Genomic DNA, 15,797 nt, shown 5'->3' with positions numbered 1-15,797 from the left:
CTATTCTCTATTGTCATTATACTACAGATCGAAAATAAAAAAAACAACCAGCTTTCTGCCAAACAGAAGTTGATTGTTTCAATTATTCATAGAATGCTTTTTATAAACTGCTATCTATAAATTGCTTTTAATAAAACGCTATTTATAAAAAGCTATTTATAAAAAGCTAATGCTAGGGTCGTTCTAAGGTAATCCGGCCAATCCGACCATTTTTAAAGTCATTAAGAATTAGCGCACTGGTTCGGGCATAATCATATTCGCCACCTTTAATCAGCAGACCCCGGCTTTTTGCAATGGCATCGAAGACCTCGGGAAGATTTTTTCCTGCAACCTCGATCTTGTAAATCGCTTCCAATTCATCAGGATAATACACCAACAAGTATTTTAACAAATCGGCCGCAATATTTTCTTTTTCATAAATGGTATCTTTGATCGAGCCTAACCAGGCTAAATGTAGCCCGACCAGCGGGTCTTCAAATTTTGGCCATAATATTCCTGGGGTATCCAGCAGCATTAGGTGATCTGGGGTACTGAGCCATTGTTGACCCTTGGTAACGCCTGGCTTATTGCCAATCTGGGTTTTCCTTTTGCCGATCAGGCTATTAATAACCGTCGATTTGCCGACGTTGGGGATCCCGCAAACCAGGCATTTTACCTGAGCTTTTTCTTTGATATTCAATTCATGAATGGTTCTGACCAGGTCAGTTTTCATCCGCCGGTCGAAGGCATCAAATAGTACAATCTTCTGAATATCGGTATTTTTTTTAAACCAGTCGATCCAGTCAAGGCTGACTTCCGGATCAGCTAGATCCGACTTATTCAGCAGCAAGATATGCTGCTTGTTCCAGGTATACTGGTTAATCTCGGGATTTTTGCTTGACAGTGGCAGCCTGGCGTCGACCACTTCGATCACCACATTGATGAGTTTGAGTTTTTCTTTGATTTCTCGATTGGCTTTGGCCATGTGGCCTGGATACCATTGGATATATTCAATTTTCTCTTCTGACATTTTATACCAGTCCAATTTCCGAAAGCGGCCAAATTCGAAAAATGACTTTTCCATCAATAGCATCACTTTCGACAAAACCCAGACTCGGATAACGACTATCAGAACTATTAGCCCGGTTATCGCCCATGACAAAATAAGTCCCGATTGGTACGGTGACTTCTGAAAAATCTTCGTATGCTTCGGTGTTGATATAATCTTCAGATAAGGGTTCGCCGTTGCGGTAAACAACCCTATCCTTAATCTCAATGGTATCACCACCTTTGCCAATCACCCGTTTGACATACTCGACACTGTCACTGTAGCTGAGGATCACGATCTCACCGTAATCCGGCTCGCCGATCGTGTAGCCGATCTTATTGACAATCAGCCGATCTCCCTCTACCAAGGTGGGATACATCGAGCTTCCCTGAACCATGACAAAGTCGAATAAAAACATTTTTATGATAAAAGCAAGAACAATGGCAATCACTGCGGATTGTATCCATTCTTTAAGTTCCAAATTACCCTTAGATTCGCGATCTTCTTTCATTTCTTCACTTCCTTGCTAAACAACGAATTATTTATTAAAAACACCAGCTAATTAAAAAAAGAGGCTTGCCAGCCTCTGAATTACGCTCTTTTTTCTTTGACTTTTGCTGCTTTACCAACGCGATCACGAAGATAGTTAAGTTTAGCTCGACGCACCTTACCTCGTCGGACCACATCAACTTTTTCGATTTTTGGTGAGTGGATCAGGAAGGTTCGTTCAACCCCAAAGCCTGAAGAGATTTTACGCACAGTAAAGGTTTCACCAACACCGCCATTTTGTTTTTTCAGCACGATGCCTTCAAAAATCTGAATTCGCTCTTTTTTACCTTCGATTACTTTAACATGAACTTTTACAGTATCACCAACGCTAAACTTTGGTGGTTCTGCCTTCATATTTTCTAATTGAATCTTTTTAATAATGTCCATTACTTTCTCCTTAAAATTCGATTTGCGACGTTCATGCATCTCGTACAGAGGACCGTCTCTCTTGATAACATACTGACATATTATACACTTTGTTTTTTCTTTATGCAAGTTTTATTTTTCTTTTCTTGCACTTTCATATTTTTCAAATAAATCTGGTCGTATTAACCGCGTCCGTGCTTCCGCCTGGCTTAAACGCCACTTATTGATCTCAGCATGATTGCCTGATAGGAGGATTTCAGGTACTTCTTGACCTTCGAATTCCCGGGGCTTGGTATAATGAGGATACTCCAGCAAATGACGTTCAAACGATTCTTCCGCCAAACTGTCCCCATTTCCCAAAAAACCGGGAATGTGCCGGGAAATGGCATCAGCAAGGGTCAAAGCCGGTAATTCCCCACCGGTTAAGACATAGTCCCCCGCCGAAAATTCCAGATCCACATAACCATCAATTACCCGCTGGTCGATCCCTTCATAATGACCACAAATGAAAATGATCCCCGGATAATTAGAAAGCTTCAGCCCATCTTTTTGCTCAAAGGGTTTACCCCCCGGCGTTAAATAAATGACTGGATAGGTGTTAAAATCGGGAATGCTTTTTAAGGCTGCAACAATTGGCGGAGCTGTCATCACCATTCCGGCGCCACCGCCATAAGGAGTATCATCGACCTTATGATGTTTATTGCCAGAGAAATCGCGAATATTGATCACGCTATAATCAATCAGGCCCGCCTTGACACCGCGACCGATCATCCCGGTTTGAAAATACGTTTCAAAGATTTCCGGAAATAAGGTTAAAAAATAAAATCTCATAAATCTAATATTTCCTGGGGGATGCTGGCGTCAATCCGACCGGCCTTAACATTGATTTCATTGAAATAGAGCTTTCGGGCCGGTACGCAGTAGACTTTCTTGCCTGCCGTGATGGTATAAACATCCACCCCTCCGGCTTGCATCACATCGGTAATTTTTCCTAACAGTTGTCCGTCATTATAAACCGGCAAGCCCAGCAATTCTTCGATAAAAAATTCATCTTCAGCCAATTCAACCGCCAGTTCTTTCGGAATCCCAACTTGTCTGCCAGTCAGCATTTCAGCTTCATTGCGGCTAGTGATCCCTTCAATAAACAGCAGGACATTATTTTTATGAAGGCGGCAATTGCTAATCTTATAGTCTACTTCAGTTTTTCCATCGATCAGGGTGATCGCATCCAGATCATAAAAACGCCCCGGATCGTCGGTGAGGGGCTGTACTTTTATTTCGCCCTTGATTCCATGGACACCAAGAATGCGGCCAATGATGATTAAACGATTATTATTTTCCATTATTATCTCCTGTTTTTTGCCCTAAAAAGACACGAAAAAAAAGAGCTGTATACACAGCCCAATGCCTTTATTGGATGATTTCCAACATGACACGTTTGTCTTCTTTCGTGGCAGCGGCTTTTATGACGGTACGAATTGCTTTTGCGATACGCCCCTGTTTTCCAATGACCTTGCCCATATCGTCGTCAGCAACTTTTAATTCCAACACAATGGATTGTTCGCCTTCAACTTCTGAGACAGATACCGCATCGGGGTGTTCAACAAGAGCCTTTGCAATAATTTCCACAAGTTCTTTCATCATTTACCTCCTGGTACTACTCGATTACGTTTTCTCTTTTTAACAAATACTTAACGGTGTCCGTTGGTTTTGCGCCATTGGCCAACCATGTTCTTGCTTTATCTGCATCTACTTTTACGAGCGCAGGGTCAACACAAGGGTTGTAGTATCCAATTTCTTCGATGAACTTACCATCACGTGGTGCGCGTGCATCTGCAACAACGATTCTATAAAAAGGTTTTTTCTTTTTACCCATTCTTTTTAATCTGATTTTAACTGCCATGTTCGTTCCCCCTTTCTTAACTTCTTTATCTAATGACATAACGTCCTTGATAACACTGATTTTACATAAACGGAAGCTTCATCCGTCCTTTTTTAGCCATGTTCGGATTTGACATTTGCTTCATCATTTTTTTGGATTGTTCAAAGCCCTTTAACAAACGGTTAACATCCGCTACCATGGTGCCGCTTCCCAACGCGATTCGTCTTCGTCGGCTGGCATTGATGATCCCGGGTTTATGGCGTTCTTCCTTGGTCATCGATAAGATGATGGCCTCGGTTTTCTTGGTATCCGCACCCGATAAATCGACATTCTTCATTGCTTTTTTACTGGCTCCCGGCATCATTTCAAGCAAGCTGCTAATCGAGCCCATGCTTTCGATCTGCCTGATCTGATCCAAAAAGTCATTGAGATCAAAATCCTGATTTCTAAACTTTTCTTCCAGCTCTTTGGCTTTTTCATCATCCATCATACTTTGGGCTTTGTCAATAAAGGATAATACATCCCCCATTCCCAAAATCCGCGATGCCATCCGGTCTGGATAAAATAGTTCAATATCGGTCAGTTTTTCACCAGTGCCGATATATTTGATCGCTTTGCCAATCGTATAGGTGATCGATAAGGCCGCCCCACCGCGGGTATCGCCATCCAGCTTGGTCAGGATTACCCCTGATATATCAAGCAGGCGATTAAATTCATTGGCGACATTGACCGATTCCTGGCCGGTCATCCCATCGACTGTTAGTAGAATTTCGGTTGGATTAATGGCTTCTTTGATATTGACCAGTTCATCCATCAGCGCTTCATCGATTTGCAATCGACCGGCGGTATCGATGATCACCAGATCATAATGACCTTCTACTGATTTTTTAAGTCCCCGCGTGGCAATGCCAACCGGATCTTTTATATCATGTTCGGAATAAACATCAATCTTTAATTCATCCCCGAGAATTTCCAGCTGCTTAATTGCTGCTGGACGATAGACGTCACAGGCAACCAACAAGGGTTTGAATTTTTTTTCTTTGCGCAAGAGGTTGGCCAGCTTAGCCGCTGTGGTTGTTTTACCAGCCCCCTGAAGACCCACCATCATGTAAACATTCTGGCGACCCTGAACAAAGTCCATCCGCTCAATTTCGCCGCCCAGCAGGGTGGTCATTTCATCTTTTACAATCTTGATAAACTGCTGTCCCGGGGTCAGGCTACTAAGCACCTCTTGCCCGATGGCGCGCTCACCAATATTTTTGGTAAACTGCTTAACAACCTTGAAATTGACATCGGCTTCTAAAAGAGCCATTTTAATTTCCCGATTGACTTCCTGAATGTCTTTTTCGTTTAATTTTCCTTTGCGTTTAAGTTGGGAAAATATGTTTTGAAATTTTTCATTTAATCCTTCAAAGATCATCTGTCACCTCTAGTTTTCTTCACTGACATTTTTCAGTTTTTCAACCACCAGCATCAACTCAGATTTAAGCTGTTCGTCTTTTTCCCGATCAGCACAAGCTCGTAAATCTTTCTCTATTTCTTCCAGAAGAATTTGAGATTTTAAAAACTTGGCGATGAGTCCCAGTTTTTCTTCATAGGCTTCCATCATGGCTTTAGAGCGCTTAATGACATCAAAAATACCCTGACGGGTAACTGCCATTACCTCGGCAATCTCTGCCAGGCTATAGTCATCATCGTAGTAATACTCTAAAATCTGCTTCTGTTTAGCGGTTAGCAGTTCACCATAAAAATCAAATAAATACTGTTCCCCTACTTTTTTTTCCATATACACCTTCGATATCGTCGTAAAGGAAATTTACTTGACGACTTCATTATTGTAAGTCCTGGCAGCAAAAAAGTCAAGCTTTTATTCGCCTTATTCGGGACATTTCTTCAAAAATTATTAGAACCATTACTCAAAGAGAAGATCGACAAATTTCTGTGGATCAAAATCGATCAGATCCTCTGATTTTTCGCCGATTCCGACATATTCAATCGGTATCTGCATTTCATCAATAATCGAAATGGCAATACCGCCTTTGGCGGTTCCATCGAGCTTCGTCAGGACAATCCCCTTGATTTCGACACACTCATGAAAGACCTTGGCCTGGTTAATGGCATTTTGACCGGTGGTAGCGTCTAAGACCATTAAATTATGAATCGAGAACCCTTCACCTTCGCGGTTAATCACCCGACTGATCTTTTCTAGTTCTTTCATCAGGTTGACCTTATTATGCAGACGACCGGCCGTATCGCATATCAGAATATCGGCCTTACGAGCCTTGGCTGCACCAATTGCATCAAAAATCACCGAGCTTGGATCGGCGCCGGTGGTGCTTTTAGTAATATCCACACCAACCCGTCTGGCCCATTCATCGAGTTGTTCCACCGCCGCCGCCCGAAAGGTATCGGCCGCTGCAATAACAACTTTTTTCCCTTCTTTTTTATAGCGCTCAGAAAGCTTGGCAATGGTGGTGGTTTTTCCCACCCCATTGACACCGACCACCAGCATAATCGTCGGTAGCTGCGGCTTTTCTACTTCTACCTGAACCATCTCGACGAGAATTTCTTTTAGAAATCCGATCACTTCTTCCTTGCTTTTTGACCGCGTTTCTTTAATCTTAGACCGAAGCGACTCAGTGATTTTCACCGAGGTTTGCGCGCCCAAATCCGAAAGAATTAGGGTTTCCTCCAGTTCGTCAAAGAAATCATCATCAAAGCTCCCCATATACATGACATTTTCAATTTTTTCCTTGAAATTGTCAGCCGTTTTGATCAGTTTGTTGCGCATCCGTTCATATAAACTTAATTCCATCATTGCCTCCTATAAAATTAACTATTTGGGTTCTTGCGAAAGTGAGCAAGCAATTTGCCGTCTTTATGCAATTCACTGTGATCATTTTAAGCGTAGTCTGTCAGTCGCACCGATACCAATTGCGATACCCCATCCGTGGACATCGACACCCCATAGAGATTGTCACATACTTCCAAGGTCGTTCGTCGGTGAGTGATCGTGATGAACTGATTATGTTGTGCTACTTTTTTAAGATAAGTGATATACCGGTAAATGTTATGATCATCAAGCGCCGCATCGACCTCATCAATCACACAAAATGGGGACGGATTAATTTCCAGAAATGAAAACAGTAGGGCAATGGCAACCATTGACTTTTCGCCTCCGGAAAGCAGCGAAATGTGGCGCAGCCGTTTTCCTGGCGGTTGAGCCACCAGTTCAATCCCCCCTTCTAACACTCCAGTGGGATCGGTAAACTCCAGATAAGCCCGGCCGCCTTCAAATAGGATACTAAAGATCCGGGTAAAATTCTCCTGAAGTTTGATAAAGTTAGCCTTAAACTGCTCGGTCATGGCGTCATATAGCGTATTGATAATATCTAATAGCTCACTTTTTCCGGCTTTGAGATCATCCATTTGCGCTTTCATAAAATCATGGCGAGCGAGAATTTCTTCGTACTCCTCAATGGCGTTAAGATTCACGTTCCCCAGCGCGCCAATTTTTTCTCTTAAGCTACGCTGACGTTCTTCGGATAAATCCAGCTCATCAAGCTGGTGATCTGCCGCTAACTGTCGGTAGCCATCTTCAGCCATTAAATAGTTGATTTCATAGCTCTTATAGATATTCTCTTCCCAATGGTTCATCTGCAGCTGTAAGCTGTTTAATTGGGTGGAAATGGTGTTTTTGCGGTCATTGTCAATAATCAATTGGTGATTGTCGTTTTTTATTTCTTCCTGGAGGGTTTCCAGCCGCTGCGCGTTAGTTTTTTGAAGGTCTGCTGCTTGTTTATTTTTATCTCGATGGGATTCTATTTTCTTGCTTAGCAGCTGATGATCTGCCTCAAGTTTTTCTTGAAGCCGGATCAATTCGAGGGAGTCATTTTGGTAACCCGTCATTTCATCTTCCAAAGCGGTTTTTCTGGCCGTCTGGTGCGTCAATTGTTCCTGCATCAAGGCAATTTGCTGATCAAACCCGGCTATTTCGCCTTTGATCTGGGTAATCATCATTTGACTATCTGATATCTTTAAACGCAGCTCGTCCAGCTGCAGTCTGATCGCCTCAGCCTGATCATCGGATTCCTGATCCTTTGTGGCTTCTTTGGCCTGATTATATGATGCTTCAATTTCTGTCAGCTCTTTATTTAACTGTTCCAGCTTTTGACGGAGTGCCTGAAGTTTTCGCTCTTGAACCGAAATCGACTGGCTACTTTCATGCTGCTTTCGGATCAGGTCTTCAATTGTTTTGTTTTTCTCCCACAGTGCTTGCTTGCAACGATTATAGCCTGTTTCCAGGTCTTTTAATTGCGCGTTCATCTGGGTCAATGATTTTTGCGCCACCAGATCCTGGTTCTTGATCGCATCCAGAGCCTTTTTTTGCTGATCAATTTCATTTTCGAGATTCTCGATCTCGATTTTTTTAGACAGTGGCGACTGCCGGTTATCCTTGCTTTGTCCCCCGACAATGGCTCCACCGGGGTAAAAGATTTCACCTCCCAGGGTTACAACTGTAAACTTAAAAGCCATTTTCTTTTGAATATCTTTTCCAGAAGCGAAATCCCTGGCAACGATGATTCGTCCCAAAAGGCTCTCAATGACCGATTTATAAGCGGCATCGGTTTTTACCAAGTCACTGGCAATTCCCTCCACCCCAGGAATACTCTTAAGCATTGCCCGGCTTTTTTCATCAACTAAACTGTATTTTATATTATCCAAGGGTAAAAATGTTGCCCGACCAAGACGCTCTTTCTTTAGCAGATTTATACAATCGCTGGCAACCTTAACGCTGGCAACGACAATATTCTGACTTTTAGCTCCTAAGGCAATATCAATGGCCTGAAGATATTTGACATCGGTAGAGATGAGTTCGCCAACCGGGCCGTAAACCTCATGGATCACTGGGCCGAGCAACTTTTCTGAAGTCATCAGTTTGCGAATGGTCGGGAAATAATCCTGATAATTTTTTTGAATATTTTTTAAATACTCCACCTTAGAAGCATTAACTTTTAAATTGTTGGAAATCAGATGGATCTGATTCTGGAGTTGCTTTTGTTCATCCAAATCGTTATTGTACTGACTTTGCAGTTTCTGATAGTGGTCTTCTCGCTGTTGCTTCTCTGCCAACAGACTGCTCATCTCCATATTTTGATACTCCAGATCTGAAGCAATTTGATTTTGACTGGCTCCTGTTTCATCCAGATACTTTTTTATAAAAGACGACTCCGTTTTTGCTTCCTGAATTGCGGTTTTAATTTCTAAACGTTTCGTTTCCAGTTTTTCACAAAGCGATTGCTGACTTAGCATGGCATCCTGGCTAGCTCTGATTCGATCCTTTTCCTGCTGTTCTTCCCGCTGTAAAAGAATGAGTTTTTTTTTCAATTCGCCCCAGGCCGCCTCTTTCGTTAGCAGATTCTCTACCAAAACACTCTTTTCATGTTCCAGCCCGCTAATCCGCGTACGGGTTGCGTCCATTCGTGATGCCAGGTTCTCAGCTTCTGATTTTAAGCGCTCCTGAGTTATTTCGTTGGCTTCTAACTGACTTTTGCAGCGGATATCTTCCCGCGCAACCTGATCGAAGTCTGCTCTGAGCACGGATAAATTTTTCTTTTCCGAATCGGCTAAAAGATCCAACTCGCGATTCTCAATGGTCAACTTTTGATATAGTTTATCCTTTTTCGAGATGATTGTCTCAATCTGTTCGCATCTTTTTAATTGGTCGTCAAGATTCTTTTTTAAGCCCTCCAATTCCTTGATGGCATTGCTCATTTTTCGATAAAAGATTACCAGATCAACGGTCTTTAATTCCTGATGCAGGGTCATAAAGCTTTTGGCTTTCCGCGACTGATTCTTTAATGGCCCCAGCTGTTTTTCTATTTCTGACATGATATCTCGAAGCCGATCCAAATGTCCCTGGGTTTGCTCCAGTTTTTTTTCGGCTTCATTTTTTTTAGTTTTATAGGATACAATCCCTACTGCCTCTTCAAAAATATTCCGCAGCTCAGTGGGACTGCTGGCTAAAATGTTCTCGATACTCCCCTGGCTGATCAACGAGTAACCGTTTTTCCCCAAACCGGTATCCATAAAAATACTGTGGATCTCTCTTAGTTTGCAGCTTTTTTTATTAATGGCATAATCACTATCGCCGGACCGAAAAAGTTTTCGTGAGATCGCTATTTCCTGGGGATAGTTTTCCAAGCTACCATCTTTGTTATCTAAAATCAAAACAACCTCGGCATAACCAGAGGCTTGTTTTTTTTCTGTTCCTGAGAAGATGACATCTTCCATTTTTTTGCCGCGGAGAGATTTAATACTTTGTTCACCCAAAACCCATTTGATGGCATCGGTGATATTACTTTTTCCACTACCGTTAGGGCCAACAATTGCAGAGATACCTTCTGAAAACTCAAGGCTAACAGGGTCTGCAAAAGATTTAAACCCCGATAATCGCAATTTTTTTAAATACAAGCCCTCACCTCAATTTAGTTTTTTAGTTTCAAGCAAATAGTTTTTAGCCGCGTCCTGTTCCCCTTCTTTTTTGCTTTTGCCAATCCCATGACTGACACAATCGCCATTAAAGATCAATTTAATATAAAAGGTCTTATTATGTTCCGGGCCTTCAGAACGATCCAGGCGATACTCAATGACATTGTCATTATTTTTTTGAATATACTCCTGGAGTTCCGTTTTATAGTCTTTAACCAGGGCACCCGACAAAGCCAGAGAAATATTACTTTCTAACACTTTTAAAACAACTTTTCGCGTCGTTTCAAAATTACTGTCTAAAAAAACAGCCCCGATCAGGGCTTCAAAGGCATTGGCTAGATTTGATTTTCGCTGTCGTCCCCCAGTCACAATTTCACCCTTTCCCAAGAAGATATAATCTCCTAATTGAAGCTCATAGGCTGCCTTGGAAAGGGACTCGGCACATACAATATTGGAACGGATTTTCGTCATTTTACCCTCGGATAATTTGTGAGATAAAAATAAATACTCACTGATAATCAGTTCCAGTACTGCATCCCCCAAGAATTCAAGTCGTTCATTATTAGTCGAATTCCCTGAATGTGAACTATGCGTTAATGCTACTTTTAATAAATCCTTTTTTTTGAAACGGTAATCGATTTTTTCTTCGATTGTCACTTAATATCCCCCCTTATCGATTACGAGAGTTCGCCTCGGCGTTTCCCGCTATTTTCCTAACAAAAGAACCAAACACCTCAGTACTAAACCGAACAAATATCTGTCCTAAATTTCCTAATTTGTAAAAAAAGGGTGCCGGTGTTTCACAGCGACACCCTTTTAATCCGCTTAGGAAATTGCGTTGATGATATCTTCAACGGTTAAAATATTTTCTAATGCACTTTCGTCGATCTTTGTTCCAAATTCATCTTCGAACGCCATAATCAACTCGACCACATCCAATGAATCTGCCTCCAGATCATCAATGAGTGAGGTTTCAAGGGTAATTTTTTCAATATCAACATCAAGCTGTTCTGAAATAATAGCCGTAACTTTTAAAAATCGTTCATCCATGACTTAAGCCTCCCTGTTTTTTGCATTATCGGTTATTTTTTGTAACACATCATTTTCTATAAACTTGATACTCTGTCTCACCGCGTTCTTGATGGCAAAGGCGTCACTGCTGCCGTGCGCTTTAATGATACCGCCTTTGACACCTAAAAAGGGTGCGCCACCGTATTCGGCATAGTCAAATTGTTTCCTAAAGTTTCTTAAATTATCTTTAATCAGCATTCCTCCAATTTTGCCCTTGGTGTTGCTCATAATTGAAGTCTTGATTCCCTTGAGCAGATACCCCGCAATACCTTCGGTTAATTTCAACACAATATTACCTGTAAATCCATCACAGACTAACACATCAGCCTTTGTTTCGGGAATATCGCGTGCTTCTACATTGCCCAAAAAATTAAATTCACCAGCTTCTAAAAGCTCATAGGCGGCTTTTACAAGACTATTGCCTTTTTTTGCTTCAGCACCGATATTGATTAGTCCGATCCCCGGATTTGTTTTACCTAAAACATTTTCTGAATAAATTTTTCCCAGTTGGGCAAACTGCTCCAGATATTCTGGTTTGCAATCGACATTGGCACCGGTGTCTATCAGCACAAATACACCGTCACTTTTAGGCAGCGTCGCTGCCAGCGCTGGGCGTTTTATCCCCTTGATCCGGCCGAGTTTTAGTAGCCCACCGGATAAAAGCGCCCCGGTGCTGCCGGCTGAAATAAGCACTGCATTTTCGCGGTTCTTCATTTCATCCAAGGCTACCACCAATGATGAATCCGGCTTTCGCCGAATCGCCATGGCCGGCTCTTCGGTATTTTCAATAACCGTTTCAGCATGCAGAATTTCAATCTTGTCTTTGGGGTACTCATATTTTGAAAGTTCTTCTAAAATGGCCTGGCTACGACCCACCAGGGTCAACTTGACGTCGTACTCTGTAACGGCATCAATGGCACCCTTGACGATTTCATAGGGGGCATGATCACCGCCCATGGCGTCTAAAAATATATTCAAAATAAAGTCCTCCTTTTATGTCTGTCTATTATCCCAGAAAAAAGCTATTCAGTAAATACTATCGATAAAAATATCCGGGCATAAAATAATCCCAGATAGAGAAAAAACAGAGTCTAGACTCTGTTTATTCGTTAAAGCTGATAACGCTAACGTCTTTGTATGTGCCACAAGACTTGCAAACTCGATGAGGCAATTTAATTTCACCACATTTTGGACAAGTACTCATTCCTGGAATATTTAATTTGTAATGTGTTCTTCTTTTGTCTCTTCTGGACTTAGAAGTTTTTCTCTTTGGTACAGCCATCACTCACACCTCCTAATAGTAAAGTCATTTCACTTACAACAAATTTTTCAACGCTTCAAATCGCGGATCATAATCACCAAATTTGTCACATTCACATTGCTCGTGATTTAAATTATTGCCACATTTTGGACACAAACCCGCACAATCTTCACTGCACAGAACACGGAAAGGTTCATTAATATAAATGCATTCTTCAACAATGGGCAATAAATCAAGTATTGCTTCATCATCTTCAACCGTTACCGTATCCGTATAGTCATAAAGACAATTGATTGGGGTTGGTTCTAGGCAACGCGCACAGGGAAAGATCATCGTCATCTCAATAGTGAAGTTCACCAAAAAATTACCTTTCGATATTTTCTCGATTGTTCCACATACTAAGGCTTCATGTTCATCCAGTTCTCCCTCTATATCACTTAAATCCGTATTTTTTACAACAAATTCAAAAGGGATTATTTTTTCCTGCAATAGCTTATTGATTTCAAAATTCATTTTATCACTCCAAACGGGCAATCATCATTATATAGACGATTGCCCGTTTTGTCAAGTGAAATACTTTACATTATTTAGCTAAAGCCAAGGTGTCTCTTGCAATCATTAATTCTTCATTGGTTGGAATAACCATGACGGTTGTTTTGGAGTCTTTGTCAGAAATAATTGTTGCTTCCCCGCGTTTGCTATTTGCTACTGGATCTAAAGTAATACCCAAGTATTTTAAACCGCCGCAAATTGCCGCCCGCGAAGTAGTCGAGTTTTCGCCTAAGCCAGCGGTGAAAATAATACCATCAACACCGTCCATTGCCGCAACATAAGCACCAATGGTAGTACGAACGCGATAGTGGTAGATATCCAGAGCCAGTTGCGCTCGTTTATTACCACCGTTTGCTGCGCTTTCTACATCACGGAAATCTGAACTGATCCCAGATACTCCTAGAACACCAGATTTTTTGTTCATCAGGGTGTCCACTTCATCAATTGTGTAGCCTTTGTTAACAAGAAAAGGGACAATTGCAGGATCAATATCGCCACAACGTGTTCCCATCTGCAATCCGGCCAGTGGGGTTAATCCCATTGAAGTATCGACTGATTTGCCATATTTAATGGCACAGAGACTGGCTCCGTTACCCAAATGACAAGAAATCAGTTTTAGATCTTCAATTTTCTTGCCCAATAAATCTGCCGCCGCCTGGCTGACAAATTTATGGGATGTTCCGTGGAAGCCGTATTTTCTGATTTTGAATTTTTCATATAACTCATATGGAAGTGGGTACATGTAGGCTTCCCCAGGCAATGTTTGATGGAAGGCGGTATCAAATACTGCGACCATTGGTATATTTGGCAGTAATTCCCGACAAGCATTGATCCCAATTAGATTTGCAGGATTGTGAAGTGGTGCCAGTTCCGAGCATTCTTCCAATTTTTTGATAACGTCATCATTTATAACGACTGAATCAGAGAAGGTTTCAGCACCATGAACGGCTCGATGTCCGACCGCTGCAATTTCGTCCAGCGATTTCACTACCCCATGAGCGGGATCGACTAAAGCTGCCATGACAAGATTCAAGGCTTCTTTATGCGTCTTCATTGGTTGTTCCAATTTTACCTTGTCTTGACCGGGCGCTTCATGAATCAAAACAGATCCATCAATACCGATTCTTTCGACTAAACCCTTTGCCAAAACTTCTTCAGTGGTCATATCAAGCAATTGATATTTTAATGAAGAACTACCACAGTTAATAACAAGAACATTCATAAAAATTACTCTCCTTAGTTTTTCATTGATAAGATTTCATATGTTTTATATAATAACAGTTATAACAAGAGAATGCACGTTTTTTTTGTTTTATTGCTATTTTTTTAACAAGAAGGAGACCAGTATGAAAGTTCTGGGTATTATCGCTGAGTATAATCCATTCCACTTGGGACATGCCTGGCAAATTGAAACCTCAAAAAACGTAAGCCAGTGCGACCATGTCTTGGTTTTAATGAGCGGCAGCCTGACCCAACGGGGCGAATTTGCACTACTAAACAAATGGGAACGCACCCGGCTGGCACTGTCTGCCGGTGCTGATCTGGTCTGCGAGCTGCCCTTTGGTTACGCTTGCCAAAGTGCCGAAGCCTTTGCGTCTGGCGGGGTTAAAATTTTTAATGCGACTGGTGTCATTGACGTGCTCTCCTTTGGTTCCGAATTTGGCCATATCGGTCCTTTAAACAATCTAGCTAAGATACTGGTTAAGGAACCAACAGCATTCAAAAGCTTCCTTAAAAAGGCGTTATCATCTGGGGTTTCCTTCCCTAAAGCCAGAGAACTGGCAATTCGTTCCTATTTAGGTGATGACGCTGGTGATCTCTTAAAAACACCCAACAACATTCTCGCCCTTGAGTATCTAAAAGCCCTCCATAAAACCCAAAGCGACACCCTGTCAATGACAGTAAAACGTCAGGGAGCAGCTTATCATAGTCTATTGCCTTCAAACTTTCTCAGTGCCAGCGGGATTCGAAAGATACTATGTGATGCCCTTGCCAACCCAGCATCAGAGTCCGCTATTCTTAAAGCACTGGATAACAAACTTCCCTATTTAAGTGAAGATCTGATTCTGCCCTTTAAAAAGAATTATAATCCCAACGGCGACGACTATTTTCTCAACGCCCTGCGGCTGCAGATCCTTTCCCATGACGTGGGTCATTTGAAAAACACCCCCTATGTCAGTGAAGGTCTTGAGCATAAGATCAGAGATGCTCTGAAAATGGCCACAACGCTCGACGAATGTATCAACGCGATTATCTCGAAGCGCATTCCTAAAACCCGGGTGTGTCGGATCTTATCTAATCGGCTCCTGGAGCTGGACAAGGAAGTCTTAAGCGCTTTTCAATCTGACTCCTTTGTTCCGTACCTACGGGTACTGGGTTTTAATGAAAAGGGTAAAGCCATCCTAAAAGCGATTAAGGATCGTGATCAATTACCTATTTTAACGAATTTAAAAAAGAGTCACTTTTCATTAACCCCGACCCAACAAAAAATGTTATACTACGATTGCCGAGCGACCGACTATCATAATCAATTTTACGAAAATGATTATTCTTATCATCGCGATTACACTCAAAGTCCGGTTCAATACTAAATCAGA

The 15,797-nt window shown here is 41.8% G+C and carries 18 protein-coding genes; 1 reads left to right on the top strand and 17 read right to left on the bottom strand.

Annotated elements, in window-relative coordinates:
* Nucleotides 1-172 precede the first annotated feature (172 nt).
* From ylqF to QZ998_RS07135, 17 genes are all read right to left on the bottom strand, one after another.
* Nucleotides 173-1,009 carry a ribosome biogenesis GTPase YlqF gene (ylqF, locus tag QZ998_RS07215; protein WP_296559269.1) on the bottom strand — a complete coding sequence of 279 codons (837 nt, stop codon included), beginning with the start codon at nucleotides 1,007-1,009 and terminating at the stop codon, nucleotides 173-175.
* A 1-nt stretch (nucleotide 1,010) separates the two neighbouring features.
* Nucleotides 1,011-1,538: a signal peptidase I gene (gene lepB / locus QZ998_RS07210; protein ID WP_296559267.1), complete on the bottom strand. Its 528-nt coding sequence runs from the start codon at nucleotides 1,536-1,538 to the stop codon at nucleotides 1,011-1,013.
* Nucleotides 1,539-1,618: 80 nt separating this feature from the next.
* Nucleotides 1,619-1,963, bottom strand: coding sequence for a 50S ribosomal protein L19 (gene rplS / locus QZ998_RS07205; protein ID WP_296559265.1), 345 nt, complete (start codon nucleotides 1,961-1,963; stop codon nucleotides 1,619-1,621).
* A gap of 111 nt (nucleotides 1,964-2,074) precedes the next feature.
* Nucleotides 2,075-2,773, bottom strand: a complete 699-nt coding sequence (gene trmD / locus QZ998_RS07200; RefSeq protein WP_296559263.1) for a tRNA (guanosine(37)-N1)-methyltransferase TrmD — start codon at nucleotides 2,771-2,773, stop codon at nucleotides 2,075-2,077.
* Nucleotides 2,770-3,285, bottom strand: a complete 516-nt coding sequence (gene rimM / locus QZ998_RS07195) for a ribosome maturation factor RimM (RefSeq protein WP_296559262.1) — start codon at nucleotides 3,283-3,285, stop codon at nucleotides 2,770-2,772. Before rimM ends, trmD begins: the two co-directional genes overlap by 4 nt.
* Nucleotides 3,286-3,352: 67 nt before the next feature.
* Nucleotides 3,353-3,583: a KH domain-containing protein gene (locus QZ998_RS07190; protein ID WP_111886660.1), complete on the bottom strand. Its 231-nt coding sequence runs from the start codon at nucleotides 3,581-3,583 to the stop codon at nucleotides 3,353-3,355.
* Nucleotides 3,584-3,599: 16 nt separating this feature from the next.
* Nucleotides 3,600-3,845: a 30S ribosomal protein S16 gene (gene rpsP, locus QZ998_RS07185; RefSeq protein WP_296559257.1), complete on the bottom strand. Its 246-nt coding sequence runs from the start codon at nucleotides 3,843-3,845 to the stop codon at nucleotides 3,600-3,602.
* A gap of 61 nt (nucleotides 3,846-3,906) precedes the next feature.
* Complete coding sequence (gene ffh, locus QZ998_RS07180) at nucleotides 3,907-5,244, bottom strand: signal recognition particle protein (protein ID WP_296559256.1); 1,338 nt, start codon at nucleotides 5,242-5,244, stop codon at nucleotides 3,907-3,909.
* A 9-nt stretch (nucleotides 5,245-5,253) separates the two neighbouring features.
* Nucleotides 5,254-5,610 carry a YlxM family DNA-binding protein gene (ylxM, locus tag QZ998_RS07175; RefSeq protein ID WP_296559254.1) on the bottom strand — a complete coding sequence of 119 codons (357 nt, stop codon included), beginning with the start codon at nucleotides 5,608-5,610 and terminating at the stop codon, nucleotides 5,254-5,256.
* Nucleotides 5,611-5,736: 126 nt separating this feature from the next.
* A complete protein-coding gene (gene ftsY / locus QZ998_RS07170; protein ID WP_366512406.1) occupies nucleotides 5,737-6,639 on the bottom strand; it encodes a signal recognition particle-docking protein FtsY in 903 nt (300 codons plus the stop codon).
* An 86-nt stretch (nucleotides 6,640-6,725) separates the two neighbouring features.
* Entirely contained in the window at nucleotides 6,726-10,298 is a 3,573-nt protein-coding gene (smc, locus tag QZ998_RS07165) for a chromosome segregation protein SMC (RefSeq protein ID WP_296559252.1), read from the bottom strand.
* A 9-nt stretch (nucleotides 10,299-10,307) separates the two neighbouring features.
* Complete coding sequence (gene rnc / locus QZ998_RS07160) at nucleotides 10,308-10,973, bottom strand: ribonuclease III (protein WP_296559246.1); 666 nt, start codon at nucleotides 10,971-10,973, stop codon at nucleotides 10,308-10,310.
* Between the two features lie 168 nt (nucleotides 10,974-11,141).
* Entirely contained in the window at nucleotides 11,142-11,366 is a 225-nt protein-coding gene (acpP, locus tag QZ998_RS07155; RefSeq protein WP_296559244.1) for an acyl carrier protein, read from the bottom strand.
* Between the two features lie 3 nt (nucleotides 11,367-11,369).
* Nucleotides 11,370-12,365: a phosphate acyltransferase PlsX gene (gene plsX, locus QZ998_RS07150; RefSeq protein WP_296559243.1), complete on the bottom strand. Its 996-nt coding sequence runs from the start codon at nucleotides 12,363-12,365 to the stop codon at nucleotides 11,370-11,372.
* Nucleotides 12,366-12,489: 124 nt separating this feature from the next.
* The gene (gene rpmF / locus QZ998_RS07145; RefSeq protein ID WP_084504954.1) at nucleotides 12,490-12,669 is read right to left on the bottom strand and encodes a 50S ribosomal protein L32; all 180 of its coding nucleotides are present in this window, start codon (nucleotides 12,667-12,669) and stop codon (nucleotides 12,490-12,492) included.
* A 33-nt stretch (nucleotides 12,670-12,702) separates the two neighbouring features.
* Nucleotides 12,703-13,161 (bottom strand): DUF177 domain-containing protein, encoded by a 459-nt coding sequence (locus QZ998_RS07140; protein ID WP_296559236.1) that lies wholly within the window; start codon nucleotides 13,159-13,161, stop codon nucleotides 12,703-12,705.
* A gap of 70 nt (nucleotides 13,162-13,231) precedes the next feature.
* Nucleotides 13,232-14,422 (bottom strand): acetate kinase, encoded by a 1,191-nt coding sequence (locus QZ998_RS07135; RefSeq protein ID WP_296559234.1) that lies wholly within the window; start codon nucleotides 14,420-14,422, stop codon nucleotides 13,232-13,234.
* 124 nt (nucleotides 14,423-14,546) lie between these two features.
* Between QZ998_RS07135 and QZ998_RS07130 the strand changes: the two genes are divergently transcribed.
* On the top strand, nucleotides 14,547-15,791 hold the full coding sequence (locus QZ998_RS07130) for a nucleotidyltransferase family protein (protein ID WP_296559233.1): 1,245 nt from the start codon (nucleotides 14,547-14,549) through the stop codon (nucleotides 15,789-15,791).
* Nucleotides 15,792-15,797: the final 6 nt, after the last annotated feature.

It is taken from the genome of uncultured Acetobacterium sp. (assembly GCF_927416815.1).
Classification (GTDB): domain Bacteria; phylum Bacillota; class Clostridia; order Eubacteriales; family Eubacteriaceae; genus Acetobacterium.
Note: the sequence above shows the minus strand (reverse complement) of the source record. Positions and strands in the feature narration are given on the sequence as shown.